Origin of the sequence: Nocardioides alcanivorans (genome assembly GCF_021555175.1) — a bacterium.
GTDB lineage: Bacteria > Actinomycetota > Actinomycetes > Propionibacteriales > Nocardioidaceae > Nocardioides > Nocardioides alcanivorans.
In genome coordinates, this window is sequence record NZ_JAKGRW010000012.1 from 142,876 (window position 1) to 159,925 (window position 17,050).

Here is a 17,050-nt window from a genome sequence, read left to right on the forward strand (position 1 = left end):
GGTCCCTTTGGAAGATGAAGTCGGGCTCGCGCTGCTAACGCGGACGCAGGACAGCGCGAAGCCGACCACCATTGGCACGGTTACGGAACGAGGCCCCTAAGGCTGCCCATTCCAGACTTCCTCCTTGAAGCGTCTCTTCAGTTCGTTTGTGTCGCCGAACAACCCATCAACGTTGCCGTCGCCCCAGTTGCTCGAGTTCACGAGGCGAATCGGCAGTTCCACGTTGACGGGCTCGCCGACGGCAGCCCGCAGGACAGCATCCGCTGAGAAGTACCCCATGATCTCTCCTGGCGTCCACAGCACGCTAGACGCGACGCTGTTGCCCTTGACAGCGTCGGTCAGCCCCGAGCCCTCGCCACTGGCTATCGGAACCTCGCGGCCCAGTGCGCTCGTCGCTTGTATAGCGTACGGCACAAAGTTGTCGCCGGCCGCCGAGGCGATGTAGTTGATGGCGGGATCTCGCTGCAGCACCGACTGCAGTTGGGGCGCCAAGGATGTCGCATAGGTGGCTGTGTTTGCTTCTTCGATCTCGGCCTTGCAATCCGGACACAGACTCTTCACCTCCTCAACGAAGGATTCGGCACTGTCGATGACGAGTTGGGATCCACTGGTCGAGATCGTGATCGCGTTGAGCTTGCAGTTCGTCTCCGCCAGCGCGTAGTCGGCTTGGGTAGCCCCCATGAGCTTGACCGAAGGCGCGACACTGGCGGCGATTCCATCCGGGAGCGGCGAACTCGGGTCACTCGCATTCGCGTTGACTACGGGGACGCCAGCCGAGTTCGCGTCGGAGACAGCCGTGGGTACGAGCGCAGCCGCGTCGTAGCCGTCGGTCACGATCCCGGATACCTTCTGAGCGATTGCGGATCCAAATGCCTGAGTTATAACGTCAGGACGGCCTTTGCCGTCGAAGAGAATCGCCTCAGCCCCGACCGACTCGACAGCCTCCTTGAATGCTTCGAACTTCTGCTTGACGACGGAGTTACTAATGATTCCCACATACGCGAATTTCTTGTCGGCCAGTGATGAACCGTCGATGGCGGGGGGCAACTCAAACTCCGGGACGGCCATCGCCTTCTCATAGCGGACCTTCGCCTCGACCGCACAGTCAGTCCTGGGTCCAGTATCAACCGCGGTCGCTTGCGTGTCGCCCTCCGAGCAGGCGCTGCCAATGAGGCCCACAATGAAGCCTAAAGTCACGATCAAAGCTTGCCGGCGTTTACCGCGCATTCGCACGTACCTCTCAGTCAGTTTCGCTCGATGGAGCATCTGCATCACCCTTCTTGCGGCTTGAACACTCTTGAACCCGAGACGTTCCCTCTCGCCGAGATACTGTCCGCCGCTTCGGCCTCGCCTGATGTGTGCGGCGACGAACCTTTGTCGCGACCCCGATGAGCACGTTCCGCCCCGGCCCGATCAGCCGGCGGCAGGCGGCGCCACCAGTGCTCAGTACACTGAGGATTTTGCGACAGTAATCCCGGTCACATTGCTTGTCAATGGGGTAGGGGGCCGACTGAGACTTGATGCGGCAATCCCACCCCGGCTGCAAGGCCGTGTGGTGGTGCGATTCAGTTAGCCCGGATCGTTCACCGCGCCGCGGTCTGATCGGCGAGTAGAAACACGGAAGTGCCTGCCCAGCAGGGGAAACTTGAACTTGCGACGGTTCAAGATCTCCAGCTTGGAAGGCACTCCGTAGGTGAAGCGTACTTCGTGGTCCAGTGGCTTGTCCGTGTCCGCCGATGGTGTCGGCGTGGTGGCCCACGCGGGCAGCGTCGGGCTCGTCTGTTGGCTGACCGGACGGGCCTGACCAGTGAACTCTCCAAGGCGATGGCACGCCGGTCGTTCATCCCTATCCACGACCGCGGCCGGGTCCTGGTCGATGGCGCGGTGATGCTGGCCTACGGCGGCGAAGCGATCGCCGACATCGACGCGCTGCGCCACCAGTCCGGCGTGCTCGGCCCGGGCGCGTCGCCACCGACGGTGTGGCGCGCTTTGGACGAAGTCACGCCCGCGCGGTTGAACAAGATCGCCACTGCACGAGCGCGGGTCCGTCGTCACGTGTGGGCCCAACTGCCGGACGGGGTGCCGGCCAGCCGGGTCGCCGGGCCGGCCTCGGCGCCACCGTGGTGCTCGATGTCGATGCCACGATCGTGATCGCCCACTCCGAGAAGGAGCAGGCAGCGCCCACCTTCAAGCGGACCTTCAGGTTCCACCCGCTCGGCGTGTGGTGTGACAACACGAGTGAGTTCTTGGCGGCCAAGCTGCGCACCGGTCGGGCTGGGTCGAACACCGCGACCGATCACATTGAGGTGTTGACCGACGCGATCGCCCAGGTCCCCGCCAGCCACCGCAAGGATCTGCTGATCCGTTCCGATGGCGCCGGAGCCTCGCACGACTTACTGAACTGGCTCACCGACCAGGACAAGGTCCGGGGCCGCAAGCTCGAGTAATCCGTGGGTTTCGCGGTCGCCGAGAAGATCCGCGACGCGATCAAGCTGGTCCCGAAGAAGATCTGGACGCCCGCTGCCGATGCCGACGGCGGTGTGCGTGAAGGCGGCGATGTCGCCGAACTGAATCGCACTGGGTTTCGTTCCTATGCGTTCCCTTGGACAGCGAGTGCTGGCCGGGATGATTCTTGGGCAGCGTAGTACGCGGCCTCGACCTCGAGCGGGGTGCGCATGTCGAGCTCCCCGTGAAGGCGTTGGTTGTTCCACCACCACACGTACTCCAGCGTCGCGAGCTCGACCTGCTCGATCGTGCGCCACGGCCCGCGCCGTCTGATGAGTTCGGTCTTGTAGAGCCCGTTGACGGCCTCGGCCAGCGCGTTGATGCTCCTATAGATCGTCAAGTCGATCAGGCGGCCATTTCGAGATCCTCGCCGCCGGGGTTGGTGATGGCGTCTGGTGCTGGAAGGAGCCGGAAGAGTTCGCGAGCGAGGTAGCGCTTGAGGCAGCGGATGATCTCCCGCTTCGACATCCCCTCGGCGGTGCGACGGGCCACGTAGTCGATGGTCGGCTGGTGCCATCGCATGCGCACGATCACCACGCGATACAGCGCAGCGTTGGCCTGGCGGTTCCCGCCGCGATACAGACGGTGCCGACTGTTCGTCTTCCCGGATCCGGCTGGGATCGGGCAAGCGCCGCACATCTTCGCGAACGCGGCCTCGGACTTGATCCGGTTGGCGTTGTCGCCGGCGGTGATGAGCATCTGCGCCGCGGTGTCGTAGCCGACGCCGACGGCCTCGACGAGCTGGGGCGCGGCGGCCGCGGTGAGCGCCTTCATCGACGCGGCGTGAGCCTTGGCCTCCTCGTGCAGCGACAACCAACGCTTGGCCATCGAGGACAGCACGTGCCGCATCGCGGAGTCTGGGTCCGCAGGAACAACGACGGCCGGTGCACCACGGCGCACGGGCGGAAGCGGTGCCGGTCCGTCGAGCGCAGCGCATGCGGTGATGAGCTTGTGGTCGGTGAGTTTCTCCAGCTCTGCCCGCAGCGCTTCGCTGCCGGTAGCAAGGGTCGCCTTGAGCGTGATCATGGCGGTGGTGCGGGCCTGGACGGCGCCGTCGTAGGCGATCTTGACCAGCCTGATCGTCTCGACTGCCCCGTCGGCGTTCTTGGGCGTGGCCAGTCCCTGGCCGGCCAGCAACTGCCGTGCAGCATGTTCGGCGTCGATAGTGTCGTTCTTGCCCGCAAGTCGGCGTTCCGCAGCCCGTGCTGGCCGGGCGATCTCGTGGACGTCGTGGCCGTGGCGGCGTAGGTAGCGGGCCAGCCCGATGCCGTAGGAGCCGGTTCCCTCGATGCCGAACCCGACCAGTCGACCGGCGGACCCGACGAAGGCCAGGCAGAACGCGAGGAGTTCCTCGAACCCGGCGATGGTGGTGGGCACGACGATGTCGCCGAGTCGGCCGCCGAGGCCGTCGATCGCGACAGCTACGTGGTTGTCCTTGTGGGTGTCGACACCGACGATGACATCGTCGCGGCGAAGCTGCATGCTGGGCATCGGGCTATGGGTTCCTCTCTCGCATCTCCGGGTGGGCTGTCCATGGCTCAGCTGGCCGGAGTGGGCGGACAGGACTGCGATGAGGCCCTGGTCGAGTCAGGCTCCTATCAGGTCACTGCCCACCCGGCCAGCAGCCAGGTGCACGCCACCACCCGGGGCCGACACGTCAACGCGAGGGCACCCAGCGGGGCCGGTCGTAACAAGGGTCAGACCCCAGGTGGTGGCGCAGACACGATGCTCGCAATCGAAGGAGTCGCCGACGGTGCCCGTGGAGGGCTTCGCGCCGAGTTCGCCGATTCGGTCGGTGTAGACGATCGAGAGGTAGTTCGAGCCGTGGTCGGCGTGATGGACCAGCCCGGTCAGATCGACCGCGCCCTCGCGCTTGGCGTCCCACGCGGCCATGTCGAGCGCCTGCAAGGGAGGATGTCGGCCTTCAACGTCGCGGCGACCTTCCACCCGACGATCCGGCGTGAGTAGACGTCGGTCACGAACGCCACGTAAGCGAACCCCGACCAGGTCGCGACGTAGGTGATGTCGGCAACCCATAGCCGCCGCGGCGCGGGCGCGTGGAAGCGCCGTTGGACCAAGTCGGCCGGCTTCACCGCCGCCGGATCCGGCTTCGTGGTGAACACCTTCTTCGACCGCTTCACCCCACGAACGTCGACGAGTTTCATCAGCCGAGCGGTCTGATCGCGACCGATCTCCCAGCCCTGGCGTCGCATCAGGGCGTGCATCTTCCGGACCCCGTAGACGCCGTAGTTCTCGACGTGCAACCGGGCGATCTCCGGCACCAGCAACTCGTCCTTCAACGACCGCGCCGACGGGGCTCTGGTCTTCGCGGCCCGGTAGCCACGGGAGGTGATGAACCCACGAACTGCCGGACGCAGCACCCGGCAGATGGCCTCGACCCCGAACTGATCCTTGTGCTCGTCGATGTAGCGGATCATCTCGTCGTGGGGCGGTCGAGTTCCTTGGCGAAAAACACTGAGGCGGACTTCAAGATCTCGTTCGCCCTGCGGAGCTCGGCTACCTCACGCTTGAGGCGCTTGATCTCCTCCGCCTCATCCGTCGTGGTCCCGGGCCGCTTCCCGGCGTCGACCTCAGCACGGTGGACCCACAGCCGCAGGGTCTCGACGTTCATCCCCAGCAACCCCGCGACGTGCCGCAACGCTGCCGTCTCGTGCGGGTGCTCCGGGCGGACCTCAGCGACCATCCGCACTGCCCGCTCACGCATCTCGTTCGTATACCTGGCCATCGTTCCCATCCTGACTGATCAAGCGGAACGAAACCCAGTGCGATTCAGTTCTGACGGCGGAGCGGACCCGCCGGGCGGGCGACAGGTCTGTGACGGGGCTTCTAGTCCAAGCTCCTATCAGGTCAATTCCGCCTGGCCGGTGCGCACCACGACGCTGCACCGGAGCCGACCGACAAATCGAACGCAGGACACCGTGGTCATACCTTGGCCGGGGTCAGGCCGGTCCAGCGCAAGAAGCAGGCACCCACCAGGGGCCGGTGGTACTTGCTCTTGGGCATGCCGGTACGCGCTGCGGTGGCTGCGCGGTCCTTGAGGCCCTGCTGGCGTCCGACTTAGCGCCAGCCGCCGCCATCGGGCACTTTGCCGAGCTTCTTCACGTCGACGTGGAGCAGGTCGCCGGCCGTGTCGTGTTCGTAGCGGCGAATCGGTTCACCGGTCGCTCGGTCGATGTGGGTGAGTCGGTCGATCCGGCAACACACCAGCACCGCGTGCGCGGTCGATGCCGGCATGTTGAGCCGGTAGCGATCTCGACCGGGCCCAGGCGCTGTTCCCAACGCAGGTGCGCGATCTGGCGCACCACCGGTGCCGGTGTTCAGTTGGGCCGACGGTGCGGGGCTGAGGACCGATCGGTCATCTCGGGTGGGCCTTGTTGCGATAGCGCTCAGCCCACTTCGCTGCCGTTCGCCACGACACGTCATAACGTTCGACAGCCCGAGCTGGGGACCAGCCGTGATCGACCATCAGCCTGGCCAACCGGAGCCGTGCACCGACGGGTCAGGCCCAGGTCGAGAGCTCCTCCCTGGTCATCGGCCAGCAAGCGCTCGGTCTCCTCGACCAAGACCCCGAGTTCAGCTTCAACGCGCTCCGAACTGAGATGCCGCGAAAATCGGCGACGCCCGTCCACGGAGCCAGCGACCTGGACCGCGGTCGCCCCAGACGTCGTGTGAACCCGCCGAATCCATGCCAACAGCCGACCCTAGCGACACGAAAAAGTGTCTTAGAAGCACACTCGGATCCCAAGCCGTCAAGTAACCATCGGGCGACGGTGGTCAGGTCAGCAGGCGAAGCCCGCCGGCAGGGGTAGCATCGGGCACGTCGAGGTCTTCCATATGGCGAGCGTCGGAATCTCCATCTTCTGATGACCTCGACGCCTACCCCGGCACCGACGCGCCAGCCCGACCTACGCCCTCATTCGGAAAGAGCCACTAAACCTGTACAAATCAGGTCAGAACGACTCGAGATCCTCCAACAGGCGCCCGCTCGCTTCGTCGATCGCTGAAGCAACTATCGGCGGTGCGTTCACCAGTCCACGAGAAGCTTGGTCAAACCGTAGTTCAACCCGGTCCTCTTGAACTCGAGATCCTCCTCAGCCATGGCGAGCCGGAGGCCAGGGAGTCTCTGGAACAGCCGGCACCACGCCACTTGCATCTCGACGCGTGCCAGGTTCTGACCCACACACTGGTGCGGCCCGTACCCGAAAGCCACGTGGTGAGTGATCCCTGTCCTCGTGACGTCGAGTTCATCGAGCGACCGCTCCGCGGTACCGAAGGCCCGGGGATCGCGGTTGGCCGCCATCAGCGACATAACCACTCCTTCGCCCGCTTGGACGACCTGGCCACCGACCTCGACGTCCTCGGTCGCAATCCGACTAGGCTCGACCTGAACGATGCTCAAGTAGCGAAGCATCTCTTCGACCGTGGTTGGTGCGAAGGTCTCCGGGTCCGACATCAGGATGTCGATCTGATCCGGATTCTTAAGAAGCGCCAATGTGCCGAGTCCGAGCATATTGGCCGTCGTCTCGTGTCCCGCACCAATCACGAACCGGCCGATGGTCACGATCTCTTCGAACTCCAGGTCACCATTGACCACCGTGACGTTGACGAGGCGACTCAGGAGGGTCTCGTCAGGCTTCTCCTTCTTGGCCTGCGCCGTATCGCGCATGACATCTAGTACGAACTCGTTCGCTCTGACCCGCTCCTCGGGAGTCGCTGCAAGATCGAAGATGTCCTCCATCGCGTCAACCACGCGTTTCGCAGTCTGATGCTCGACACCCAGGATCTCGCAGATCACCGCAGTGGTGATTCGTAGCGCGAAGTGCTCGATAAGGTCGACCGGACCACCATGGGCAACCATCTCATCGAGTGTTTCGTCGACGATCTCAAGAACCCGTGGCCGGTGTCGTTCGGCCTGCTTAGGAGTCAAGGCAGAAATGATGGTCCGCCTCCGCAGTGCGTGCTCAGCCCCGTCCATACGGATGAAGAGCGCGCCCTCGGTCTCAAGCTGCGCCGGGGAATTGTGCGGATACCCCTCGGCCTGAATATCGGCGCTGAAACGTCCATCCTGCAACGCCTGACGTACATCGGCATGTTTGCACAAGAGCCAGGGTTCGCGGCCGTTCCAGGTCTGCACTCGCGTCAGCCCCTCGGCCTCCCGGGCCTTCGCCAGGATCGGTGACAGTTCAAAGGGCGTGTCCCGGACGATAGGATATGCCAAGTGCTCTTCGGAGAGTCGATGATCGTCCGTGCGTGCCCTCACGCGCCACCGACTCGGATGGCAGCAGCAGGGCAACGGATCGCTGCTTCCTCGACATGGATGCGTTCAGAATCCACGGGATCCTCGTCAAGCAACACGACTATCCCATCGTCATCTCGCTGGTCGAAGACCAACGGCGCCGCCAAGACACACTGGCCGGCTCCCACACAACTGTCCTCGTCAATCTCAATGATCACAGCAAACCTCCTCGACGCGACTGGACGCATCGCAAGAACGTGACCGGCACGAATCAAACCGCCCAACGCTGAGAGGTGATGCGCACAGATGTCCGTTGTATTCGTTCAGTACGCTGATTATCTTAGAATGGGACTGGGTCTTGGTCAAGAGCAATGGATCTCAAGATTCGCCGTCAGTCGCCTACTCCGACGGCGGCTTACCCAAAAATGCTGTTCTCGGGTCTACGGTGTCCAGTTGCACACAGAACGTGAGTTGCATGACGAGTCCGGCGACTCGCCACCCGAGCGCCTCACGCCGAAGGTCCAAGGAGTGGGTCCCTCCGACAGCCAGCATTGTCCCAGGTCCACGTCCGGTCATCTCAAGGAACCGGCCCAAAAGTCGGGCGGAATCACGATGGATTTCCATTTCACACAAAGTGCCCTGATGACCGGAATAGACCCGGTCGTCCTTCAAGGGCCGGGGTGGCGAGACGATCCTCAGAAAGTCGTTAACAATTGAGTTCCGGCCACGAAGAAAGCGGTCCGGGCCATCAGCGCCACGTGTCTCAAAGACCGCGTCCTCGGTGAATAGCTCGGCAATATCCTGATGAGCGCCACCGCGGTCGAAGAGCAGGAGGTAGCGGTGCCATAGGCACCGGATCTCCTCCGCATCCTCCAGACGCCGAATCCGGTCCTCCAGGTTGGGGGAATTTTGGTTCAATTCAACACCTCGTCTTGTAGATGCACTAGTTCCAGCAGTCCCTACCAGGGAGTTCGTCGGCGCCTCCGAAGGAGGCTGACGTGCCGACGTCAATTGATCAGGACGTCGAAGTGCCACGTCGCAGGAGTAGGGTCAGCCCGACAGCAAAGATCAAGAATGTCCCATTGAACAGGTCGGAGATCCAGCTGGCGAATCCCAGCATCTGCAGGCCCGCGACTCCCACAGCCACGAGATAGATGGCGACCAAAGTTCCTGCAACATTGAACCTCCCTAGCTTGATGGCTGACGCACCGAGAAAAGCGGCCGTAATGGGCGGCAGCAAGTAGGCGCCACTCGAGCTTGGGTCGACCGAACCGAGCATTCCGGCGAGCAGCACCCCCGCGACGGCGCTCAACGTACCGGAGAGGACGTACATCAACTGGCGATACTCGTTGACGCGCAAGCCTGCAAGCCGAGCTGCGGATAGGTTGCTGCCGATGAAAAGCATGTGCCGGCCAGCAGGCGTGCATTCGAAGACATACCAAACGAGAAGGGCGACGATCCATCCGACCCAAACTGGTAAAGGAAAGTCGAGCAGGCTACGCCGAGTGAACTCGACGACCTCGTCGGGCACGGTCATCACCAGCGCATCGTCGCTGATGAAGCGCGCCAGACCTGCGACGATCGTCAGTGTTCCCAGTGTGGCAATGAAACTGTCGATTCCGACACGGACCACAAGAATACCGTTCACGATGCCGACCACGGGGCCTACTAAGAACGCCAAAAGACACGCGGTCACCAGCCCGTGGCCATCGGCGGTCGCAGCACCCAGGGTGCAGCCCGCCAAGATCATGACCGAACCGACCGAGAGGTCGAAGTCTCCGGCACGCAATGGGATCAGCAGCGCTAGCGACAGTAACAAGATGATCGCCTGCCCGACGATCATGACCCGCACATTGGTCATCGTCGCGAAGGTCTCCGGGGCCGCCAGGCTGAAGGTCACGAACAGGATCAAGAACAGCAGCGGAACCGCCCACGGCCCCATCCTTGCGAGGATGGATTGTCGGCGTTGGCGTGGCTCTCGCCCCGCGGGCGGTGGCTGAGAGTCGGAGGGCGATGTCGTCGGAGTGGTCTCCGCTTGTACTTCGGGTGTCATGATGAGTCCCTACTTCTTCAGTGCTGACTGTTGTGAAAGCGCCAGGATCCGGTCCTCAGAAATCTCGCCTTCGGCAAGGGTCGCCGTCACCGACCCGTATCGCATGATGTGAACGCGGTTGCACAACTGAGCCACCTCTTCGCAGTCGGAGGAGAAGACGACGACAGCCGCACCCTCGTCCGCGGCTTGCCGGACCAAGCTGAGGATCTCTTTCTTAGCTCCGACGTCCACGCCCTGAGTAGGTTCATGAAGAAGAAGCACGCCAGGGTTCTGGCGCAACGCTCGAGCCATCACCACCTTCTGCTGGTTCCCGCCGCTGAACTTCGCGATTTCCAGCGCGGGCCGGAACGGACGCACCGAATATTCACGCAAGGTCTCCTCCGCGAACCGACGTTCACGTGATCGGTTCACGCGAATTAGGCGCCAGAATTTCCGGAGAAACGGAAGAGTGAGGTTCTCCGAGGCCGTCGCGTCCAACCACAATGCATCTCGTTGGCGGTTTCCGGGCACCATCTGCATGCCTCGCCGCCGCGCTGACCGAGGGCTCCCGTCCACAGGAGCGCCATCGACGATGACCTGTTCATCCAAGTGCGTGCGGCCTCCCGCAAGCAGGTACGGAATATCATCCTGCCCCATACCGGCGAGTCCTGTGATACCGACGATCTCACCCTTGTGCGCTCGGAACGAGAGTTGCGATATTGCGCCGTGGCTCAGATCGCGAACTTCAAGACGCACAACCTCATTGGGACTCGGGGGGACCTCTGGATAAAAATCATCAAGTTTGTACCCGAGCATCAACTCGACGATCTCAGACTCCGACGAGCTGGTGGCGTCCCTCGTGGCAATCATGCGCCCACTGCGCAAGACGCTGATACGGTCACATACGCTCAGAACTTCGTCCATATGGTGGCTGATGTAAAGCACTGCGGTGCCATTACTGGCCATGATTCGCAGCAACTCGAGAAGGCGAATGGACTCCCCCTGGATAGGGAGGCCGTCGGTTCATCGAGGATCACCAGTTTGCCCTGACTGCCATCGCCAAGTTGACGCAAAGCCCGGAGGATCGCAACAACGGACCGTTCAGCAGGCGATAGGTCGCCGACCAAACGGTTGGGATCCATCTTGATTCCGAAATGATCGGCGAGTCTCCGAACCACGCGTGCTTCACGCCTAGCACTGACCGGTGCTACTAGCCGGCGTTCGTAGTTCGTCGAAACACCGGTGTTGTCAGCCACAGACATTGTCTCAACCAAGGCCAGGTCCTGGTGGACGATAGATAGGCCGACGCGCTGTGGGTCACGGACCGGGAGTGCGACGGTTCGACCGTGAAATCTGATCTGTGAGCCCTTGTCAGGCGTGTACAGCCCTCCGAGGATCTTCACCAGGGTGGACTTGCCTGACCCGTTCTCACCGACCAGACCGTGAATCTCGCCCGGCGCGATGTTCAGGTCCACGCCGTGGAGAACCTGGACGCCGTCGAAGGTCATCGAGACGTTCGTCATTTGAACTGCACCGTTGTTCACAGGTCACCTCCGGGCTCATACGGGTGCGTCATCCGGAGTGCTCTGTCCGCTTCATTCCGAGAACGACCCCGATGCCGAACTTCGGCCGGCCATCAGGGATCTGCGCAGACGACAGATCTTCCGTGTACTGAGTTATTTCCGGAAAGGTAGTACCCCGGTGCGCGGCTGTCAACCATCAGGTGCCTACGACACGGGCGCTCACTCCCTTCAGGCACAGCAGGCGTGGATCCTCGCCCACTCCGGCAAGGCGATCCCCGCACTCTCCTGCGACCACAAGGCCCCGCACCCGGCGCATCGCGCCCGGAGTGGCGTCATCTGCGCCGGGTCCACATCCAAGACCGTGACCTGTGGCGAGAACTCCGGTAGGTCTGTGTCGGCAGCCAGTGCGGTACGTGCGGTACGGAAACCTTCAGGCAGCATCACAACCAGGCGAACCGGATCCCGTCCGACTACTCGAACAGCATGCCCGGTGCCGGGGTAGGTGACTGCTACATCTCCCGGACCCAAATCTACTTCGTCGCCGTTGGTGAAGGACATGCGACAGCGCCCCGAAATGACGATGTAGAACTCCTCGACCTCCCGTCCACTGAAGACATCGCGGTGCATATGAAGGCCAATCGCATCACCAGAGGAGTCTGCGGGCAGTTCCAGGATGCTCATCTGCAGCCGACCAGGACCACGGTTGATGACCCCTCGAGCACAGATGGCGATATCTGCCGCGTGAGCGTTGACGGCCCCCATCGACGCGTCCCCGAAGGAGTAGCGACTCCACCCGCGGTCATAGCCCTGATTCATTTCAACCCCTCGACATACTTCGTCACATGGCGACCCTTGACTCAGGTCGTCGCCGACCCTACAGTTAGTCAGTGTACGGAACAATTTGAGGTGGCGCCCTACCCCTAGGTACGGGGGCCCGGCCCACCTGCACGCTCAAGGGCCTCGGACCGGCGCACAGCCAGCAGTAGCTCGGCGGCCCTTCTGCCACCGAGCCCGAACGGCATGAATCTCCGGAGCCGGGTCCCCTGCGCCCGAGGAGATGGACATGATGATGGAAGTCAGCGAGCACCCCGAGAGAATCGCCATCGTTGGTGCGTCGGCAGCTGGACTCTCAGCTGCCGAGACCCTCCGCAGGGAGGGCTTCAGAGGAGGTCTGACGCTCATCGGTTCGGAGACTCTTCCGCCTTACAAGCGGCCTCCTCTCTCCAAGCAGGTATTGTCGGGCGACTGGAGTGAGGAGCGAACTCACCTTCGCAAGGAGGAAGAGCTCAAGGCGCTCGAGGCCGAATGGCGTCTTGGGGTGTCCGCTTCATCCCTGGATCGCGACAACCGACGGATCGTTCTCAACGATGGGTCGACGGTGAACTATGACGGCCTGATTGTCGCGACAGGAGTCGCGCCTCGGCGTCTCGATACATCAGAGGATCTCGACGGTGTGCACCTGCTCCGAACTATGAACGACGCACGGCGGATGCGCGACCAGTTTGTTGCGGGACGTCACCTCGTCGTCGTCGGTGCTGGCTTCCTCGGCTGCGAAGTGGCGGCCGTGGCCCGGCGGATCGGTATGGAGGTCAGCCTCGTCGATCCACTGAGCGCTCCCATGATCCGCCAACTTGGGTCGACCGTTGCGAGGGAGGTCGATTCGCTCCACGCCCAACATGGCACTCGGATCTACGCCGGCGTCGGGGTCGCCTCCCTCCATGGCAACGGCGAACGGTTGAGCGAGGTCCGCCTTACCGACGGAACGGTTCTGCAAGCGGATCTGGCTTTGGTCGCCATCGGGTCCACCCCGAACGTCGACTGGCTCCGGAACACGGGGCTCTCACTCTCCAACGGCGTCGACTGTGATGCGTACTGCCGTGCAGCACCGGACATCGTTGCCGCCGGCGACGTCGCAAGTTGGGAGCACCCACTCTTCAAGCGGCGTGTTCGGCTGGAGCACCAGACAAACGCGCTTGAACAGGGCGCCGCCGCGGCCCAAGCTCTGCTTGGCTTGGCGGTAGAGCCGTTCGCGCCCATTCCTTACTTCTGGAGCGATCAGTACAACGCGAAGATCCAAGTGTACGGAATGCCACACGAGCAGGCCCGCACCTCCATTGTGCGCGGAGAGCCAGGCTCAGGACGTTTCGCTGCGGCGTACCACCTGGATGGCCGCCTCGTCGCTGTCCTCACCTGGAACATGCCTCGCGAGACGCTGGGACTTCGCGAGGAACTGCGCAGCTCCCTGAACGAGCAGCAGACCGTCCCGACCGCAAGATGAGCGCAATTGGTGTGGCAGACGGCCATTCTCACGATCTCGTCGGCGAAGGAGCCTCGGTGAAAGACCTTGTGAGTCGAACCAAGCCGGTCCGTCAGCTCGACCGGGTGATCATTCGTTTTGCCGGTGATTCCGGTGACGGGATGCAGCTCACCGGTGATCGTTTCACTCAGGAGTCGGCTGCGTTTGGCAATGATCTGGTGACGTTGCCGAACTTCCCGGCCGAGATCCGGGCGCCTCAGGGCACGATCCCGGGGGTGTCGTCGTTCCAGGTGCATTTTGCTGACCACGACATCTTGACTGCTGGTGATGCCCCTGATGTGTTGGTGGCGATGAACCCGGCGGCGTTGAAGGCCAACATCGGTGACCTGCCCGCGGGGTGCACGATCATCGTGGACACCCACGACTTCACCAAACGCAACCTGGACAAGGCCGGCTACGACGCCAACCCGTTGGATCTGCTGGGGGACGCGAACGACCCGTTGGGGTCGTTCAACGTGCAGCCGGTGGACCTGACCGGGATGACGGTGGCCTCGGTGGCCGAGTACGGGTTGTCACGCAAGGACGCAGCCCGGGCGAAGAACATGTTCGCCCTCGGATTGTTGTCGTGGATGTACGGACGCCCCACCGACACCACGGTGGAGTTCTTGTCGAAGAAGTTCGCCAAGGCCCCCGCCATCCGCGATGCCAACATCACCGCGTTCAAGACCGGCTGGAACTACGGCGAGACCACCGAAGCGTTCGCGGTGCAGTACGAGGTGAAACCCGCCACCATGCCCGCGGGCACCTACCGCAACATCACCGGCAACCTCGCCCTGTCCTACGGCCTCATCGCTGCCGGGGTCCGCTCCGGACTGCCGGTGTTCCTCGGCTCGTATCCGATCACCCCCGCGAGCGACATCCTCCACGAGTTGTCCAAACACAAGTCGTTCGGTGTCACCACCTTGCAGGCCGAAGACGAGATCGCCGGCGTGGGCGCCGCCATCGGCGCCTCCTTCGCCGGCCACCTCGGCGTCACCACCACCTCCGGACCCGGTGTCGCGTTGAAGGGTGAGGCCATCGGGCTCGCGGTCATGACCGAACTGCCCCTGATCGTGGTCAACGTGCAACGCGGCGGCCCCTCCACCGGCCTGCCCACGAAGACCGAACAATCCGACCTGCTCCAAGCCATGTTCGGGCGCAACGGTGAAGCACCCGTACCGATCATCGCCCCCTCCTCACCCGGCGACTGCTTCACCGCCGCCGTCGAGGCAGCACGCATCGCCATCACCTACCGCACCCCCGTCATGCTCCTCTCCGACGGCTACCTCGCCAACGGCTCCGAACCCTGGGCCATCCCCACCGTCGACGACCTCCCCTCATCAACCCCAACTTCACCACCACCGAGACCCTCAACGGCGACACGTTCGAGCCCTACTCCCGCGACCCCGACACCCTGGCCCGGCCCTGGGCGATCCCCGGCACCCCCGGACTCGAGCACCGCATCGGCGGCCTCGAGAAAGACGGCACCACCGGCTCGGGCAACATCTCCTACGACCCCGCCAACCACGACCACATGGTCCGCACCCGCCAAGCCAAGATCGACGCCATCGCCAACTCCCTGCCCCCCTTGGAGGTCGACGACCCCTCCGGGCAAGCCAAAGTGCTGGCACTCGGCTGGGGCTCCACCTACGGACCCATCGGCGCCGGCGTCCGCCGCGTCCGCAAAGCCGGCTACCACGTCGCGCACCTCCACCTGCGCCACCTCAACCCCTTCCCCAACGACCTCGGCGACATCCTCACCCGCTACGACAAAGTCCTGGTCCCCGAGATGAACCTCGGCCAACTCTCCCTACTGCTCCGCGCCAAATACCTCGTCGACATCGTCGGCTACAACCAAGTCCGCGGCCTCCCCCTCAAAGCCGCCGACCTCGCCCAAGCCATCAGCGACCTCGTCGCCCAAACCGACAACACCACCGTCGACCTCACGATGAGCACCCCCGGAGCCCACGCATGACCTACGTCATCAACGAATCCTGCATCGACGTCAAGGACCGCGCCTGCATCGACGAATGCCCCGTCGACTGCATCTACGAAGGCACCCGGATGCTCTACATCCACCCCGACGAATGCGTCGACTGCGGCGCCTGCGAACCCGTCTGCCCCACCGAAGCGATCTTCTACGAAGACGACCTGCCCGAGGAATCGTCGGGCTTCCTGACCATCAACGCCGACTTCTTCACCGAACTCGGATCCTCCGGCGGCGCCACCAAGACCAACACCAACCACCTCGACCACCCAGACGTCACCGCACTCCCGCCACAAGGAGAAGACTCATGAGCATCGATCTGGGACTCCCCACCCTCGGCACCACCGGCGTACCCACCCTGCCCGAGGGCGAGAGCCTCACCGGCAAGGACTTCACCAGCGACCAAGAAGTCCGCTGGTGCCCCGGCTGCGGCGACTACGCAGTGTTGAAAGCCGTCCAGAGCTTCCTGCCCACCTTGAACATCCGCCGCGAAAACGTCGTGTTCATCTCCGGTATCGGCTGCTCCTCAAGATTCCCGTACTACCTCGACACCTACGGCATGCACTCCATCCACGGACGCGCCCCTCCATCGCCACCGGCCTCGCAGTCGCCCGCGAAGACCTCCACGTCTTCGTCGTCACCGGCGACGGCGACGCCCTGTCCATCGGCGGCAACCACCTCATCCACGCGCTGCGCCGCAACGTCAACATGACCATCTTGCTGTTCAACAACCGCATCTACGGGCTCACCAAAGGCCAATACTCCCCCACCAGCGAGATCGGCAAAATCACCAAATCCACCCCCGTCGGCTCCCTCGACCACCCCTTCAACCCCGTCTCCCTCGCCCTGGGAGCCGAAGGAACCTTCGTCGCCCGCACCATCGACAGCGACCGCAAACACCTCACCAGCGTGCTCACCGCAGCCACCGCCCACCGCGGCACCTCACTCGTCGAGATCTACCAAAACTGCCCCATCTTCAACGACGGCGCCTTCGACGCCATCAAGAACCCCGACTCAAAAGCCAACGCCATCATCCCCCTCGTCCACGACCAACCCATCACCTTCGGCACCCCCGGAGAAGACGGCATAGGCACCAAAGGCCTCATCCGCAACCCCACCACCGGTGGTATCGAAGTGGTCGAGGTCGCCGAAGTAGGCATCGAACAGATCCTCATCCACGACGCCCACAACCCCGACCCGTCGACCGCCTTCGCCATCAGCCGACTCACCGATTCGGGCTACCTCAACCAAAGCCCCATCGGCATCTTCCGCCAAGTCCAACGCCCCGCCTACGACGACCTCGCCCGCGCCCAAATCACCACCGCCAAGAACGAACACACCACCACCCCCCACAACCGCCTCACCAACCTCATCAACAACGGCGACACCTGGACCATCACCTGAGGCACAGGGGTCTGTCCGAATAACGGTGTAAGCGGCGGTTCTCATT

15 protein-coding genes and 5 pseudogenes are annotated in these 17,050 nt (G+C 63.3%); 6 read left to right on the plus strand and 14 right to left on the minus strand.

Going from position 1 to position 17,050, the window contains the following annotated elements:
- Nucleotides 1-96: 96 nt before the first annotated feature.
- Nucleotides 97-1,197: a sugar ABC transporter substrate-binding protein gene (locus L1066_RS06925; RefSeq protein ID WP_235735618.1), complete on the minus strand. Its 1,101-nt coding sequence runs from the start codon at nt 1,195-1,197 to the stop codon at nt 97-99.
- Between the two features lie 585 nt (nt 1,198-1,782).
- Here L1066_RS06925 and L1066_RS06930 point away from each other — a divergent pair.
- Nucleotides 1,783-2,151: a hypothetical protein gene (locus tag L1066_RS06930; protein WP_235735619.1), complete on the plus strand. Its 369-nt coding sequence runs from the start codon at nt 1,783-1,785 to the stop codon at nt 2,149-2,151.
- The gene (locus L1066_RS06935; protein WP_235735620.1) at nt 2,148-2,447 is read left to right on the plus strand and encodes a transposase; all 300 of its coding nucleotides are present in this window, start codon (nt 2,148-2,150) and stop codon (nt 2,445-2,447) included. The genes L1066_RS06930 and L1066_RS06935 overlap by 4 nt, the downstream gene beginning before the upstream one ends.
- Before the next feature lie 143 nt (nt 2,448-2,590).
- On the opposite strand, the pseudogene L1066_RS06940 reads toward L1066_RS06935, so the two are convergent.
- From L1066_RS06940 to L1066_RS06990, 13 genes and pseudogenes are all read right to left on the minus strand, one after another.
- Nucleotides 2,591-2,824 (minus strand): annotated as a pseudogene (locus tag L1066_RS06940) (IS3 family transposase); the annotation flags it as partial.
- A gap of 26 nt (nt 2,825-2,850) precedes the next feature.
- A complete protein-coding gene (locus L1066_RS06945; RefSeq protein ID WP_235735621.1) occupies nt 2,851-3,996 on the minus strand; it encodes an IS110 family RNA-guided transposase in 1,146 nt (381 codons plus the stop codon).
- Nucleotides 3,997-4,239: 243 nt separating this feature from the next.
- Nucleotides 4,240-5,050, minus strand: a pseudogene (locus L1066_RS28480) (IS3 family transposase); the annotation flags it as partial.
- A 30-nt stretch (nt 5,051-5,080) separates the two neighbouring features.
- A pseudogene (locus L1066_RS29105) lies at nt 5,081-5,260 on the minus strand (IS3-like element IS987 family transposase); the annotation flags it as partial.
- A gap of 323 nt (nt 5,261-5,583) precedes the next feature.
- A complete protein-coding gene (locus L1066_RS06960; protein WP_235735622.1) occupies nt 5,584-5,760 on the minus strand; it encodes a hypothetical protein in 177 nt (58 codons plus the stop codon).
- A 121-nt stretch (nt 5,761-5,881) separates the two neighbouring features.
- Nucleotides 5,882-6,004 (minus strand): helix-turn-helix domain-containing protein, encoded by a 123-nt coding sequence (locus L1066_RS28490; RefSeq protein WP_376707653.1) that lies wholly within the window; start codon nt 6,002-6,004, stop codon nt 5,882-5,884.
- Between the two features lie 546 nt (nt 6,005-6,550).
- Nucleotides 6,551-7,786, minus strand: coding sequence for a cytochrome P450 (locus L1066_RS06965; protein WP_235735625.1), 1,236 nt, complete (start codon nt 7,784-7,786; stop codon nt 6,551-6,553).
- Nucleotides 7,783-8,010, minus strand: coding sequence for a ferredoxin (locus tag L1066_RS06970; protein WP_235735769.1), 228 nt, complete (start codon nt 8,008-8,010; stop codon nt 7,783-7,785). Before L1066_RS06970 ends, L1066_RS06965 begins: the two co-directional genes overlap by 4 nt.
- 151 nt (nt 8,011-8,161) lie before the next feature.
- Entirely contained in the window at nt 8,162-8,797 is a 636-nt protein-coding gene (locus L1066_RS28495) for a nuclear transport factor 2 family protein (RefSeq protein ID WP_376707654.1), read from the minus strand.
- Nucleotides 8,778-9,704, minus strand: a complete 927-nt coding sequence (locus L1066_RS06975) for an ABC transporter permease (RefSeq protein WP_235735627.1) — start codon at nt 9,702-9,704, stop codon at nt 8,778-8,780. The genes L1066_RS28495 and L1066_RS06975 overlap by 20 nt, the downstream gene beginning before the upstream one ends.
- 120 nt (nt 9,705-9,824) lie before the next feature.
- Nucleotides 9,825-10,772, minus strand: coding sequence for an ATP-binding cassette domain-containing protein (locus tag L1066_RS06980; RefSeq protein ID WP_235735629.1), 948 nt, complete (start codon nt 10,770-10,772; stop codon nt 9,825-9,827).
- Nucleotides 10,703-11,317, minus strand: a complete 615-nt coding sequence (locus tag L1066_RS06985; RefSeq protein WP_235735631.1) for an ATP-binding cassette domain-containing protein — start codon at nt 11,315-11,317, stop codon at nt 10,703-10,705. The genes L1066_RS06980 and L1066_RS06985 overlap by 70 nt, the downstream gene beginning before the upstream one ends.
- A 228-nt stretch (nt 11,318-11,545) precedes the next feature.
- Nucleotides 11,546-12,133: a cupin domain-containing protein gene (locus tag L1066_RS06990; RefSeq protein WP_235735632.1), complete on the minus strand. Its 588-nt coding sequence runs from the start codon at nt 12,131-12,133 to the stop codon at nt 11,546-11,548.
- A gap of 247 nt (nt 12,134-12,380) precedes the next feature.
- Between L1066_RS06990 and L1066_RS06995 the strand changes: the two genes are divergently transcribed.
- The 4 genes and pseudogenes from L1066_RS06995 to L1066_RS07010 all read left to right on the plus strand — a co-directional run bounded on the left by L1066_RS06995 (nt 12,381) and on the right by L1066_RS07010 (nt 17,004).
- Complete coding sequence (locus L1066_RS06995) at nt 12,381-13,595, plus strand: NAD(P)/FAD-dependent oxidoreductase (protein ID WP_235735633.1); 1,215 nt, start codon at nt 12,381-12,383, stop codon at nt 13,593-13,595.
- Nucleotides 13,596-13,651: 56 nt separating this feature from the next.
- Nucleotides 13,652-15,588 (plus strand): annotated as a pseudogene (locus tag L1066_RS07000) (2-oxoacid:acceptor oxidoreductase subunit alpha).
- Nucleotides 15,585-15,911, plus strand: coding sequence for a ferredoxin (gene fdxA, locus L1066_RS07005; RefSeq protein ID WP_235735634.1), 327 nt, complete (start codon nt 15,585-15,587; stop codon nt 15,909-15,911). The pseudogene L1066_RS07000 and the gene fdxA overlap by 4 nt, the downstream one beginning before the upstream one ends.
- Nucleotides 15,908-17,004 (plus strand): annotated as a pseudogene (locus tag L1066_RS07010) (2-oxoacid:ferredoxin oxidoreductase subunit beta). The gene fdxA and the pseudogene L1066_RS07010 overlap by 4 nt, the downstream one beginning before the upstream one ends.
- Nucleotides 17,005-17,050: the final 46 nt, after the last annotated feature.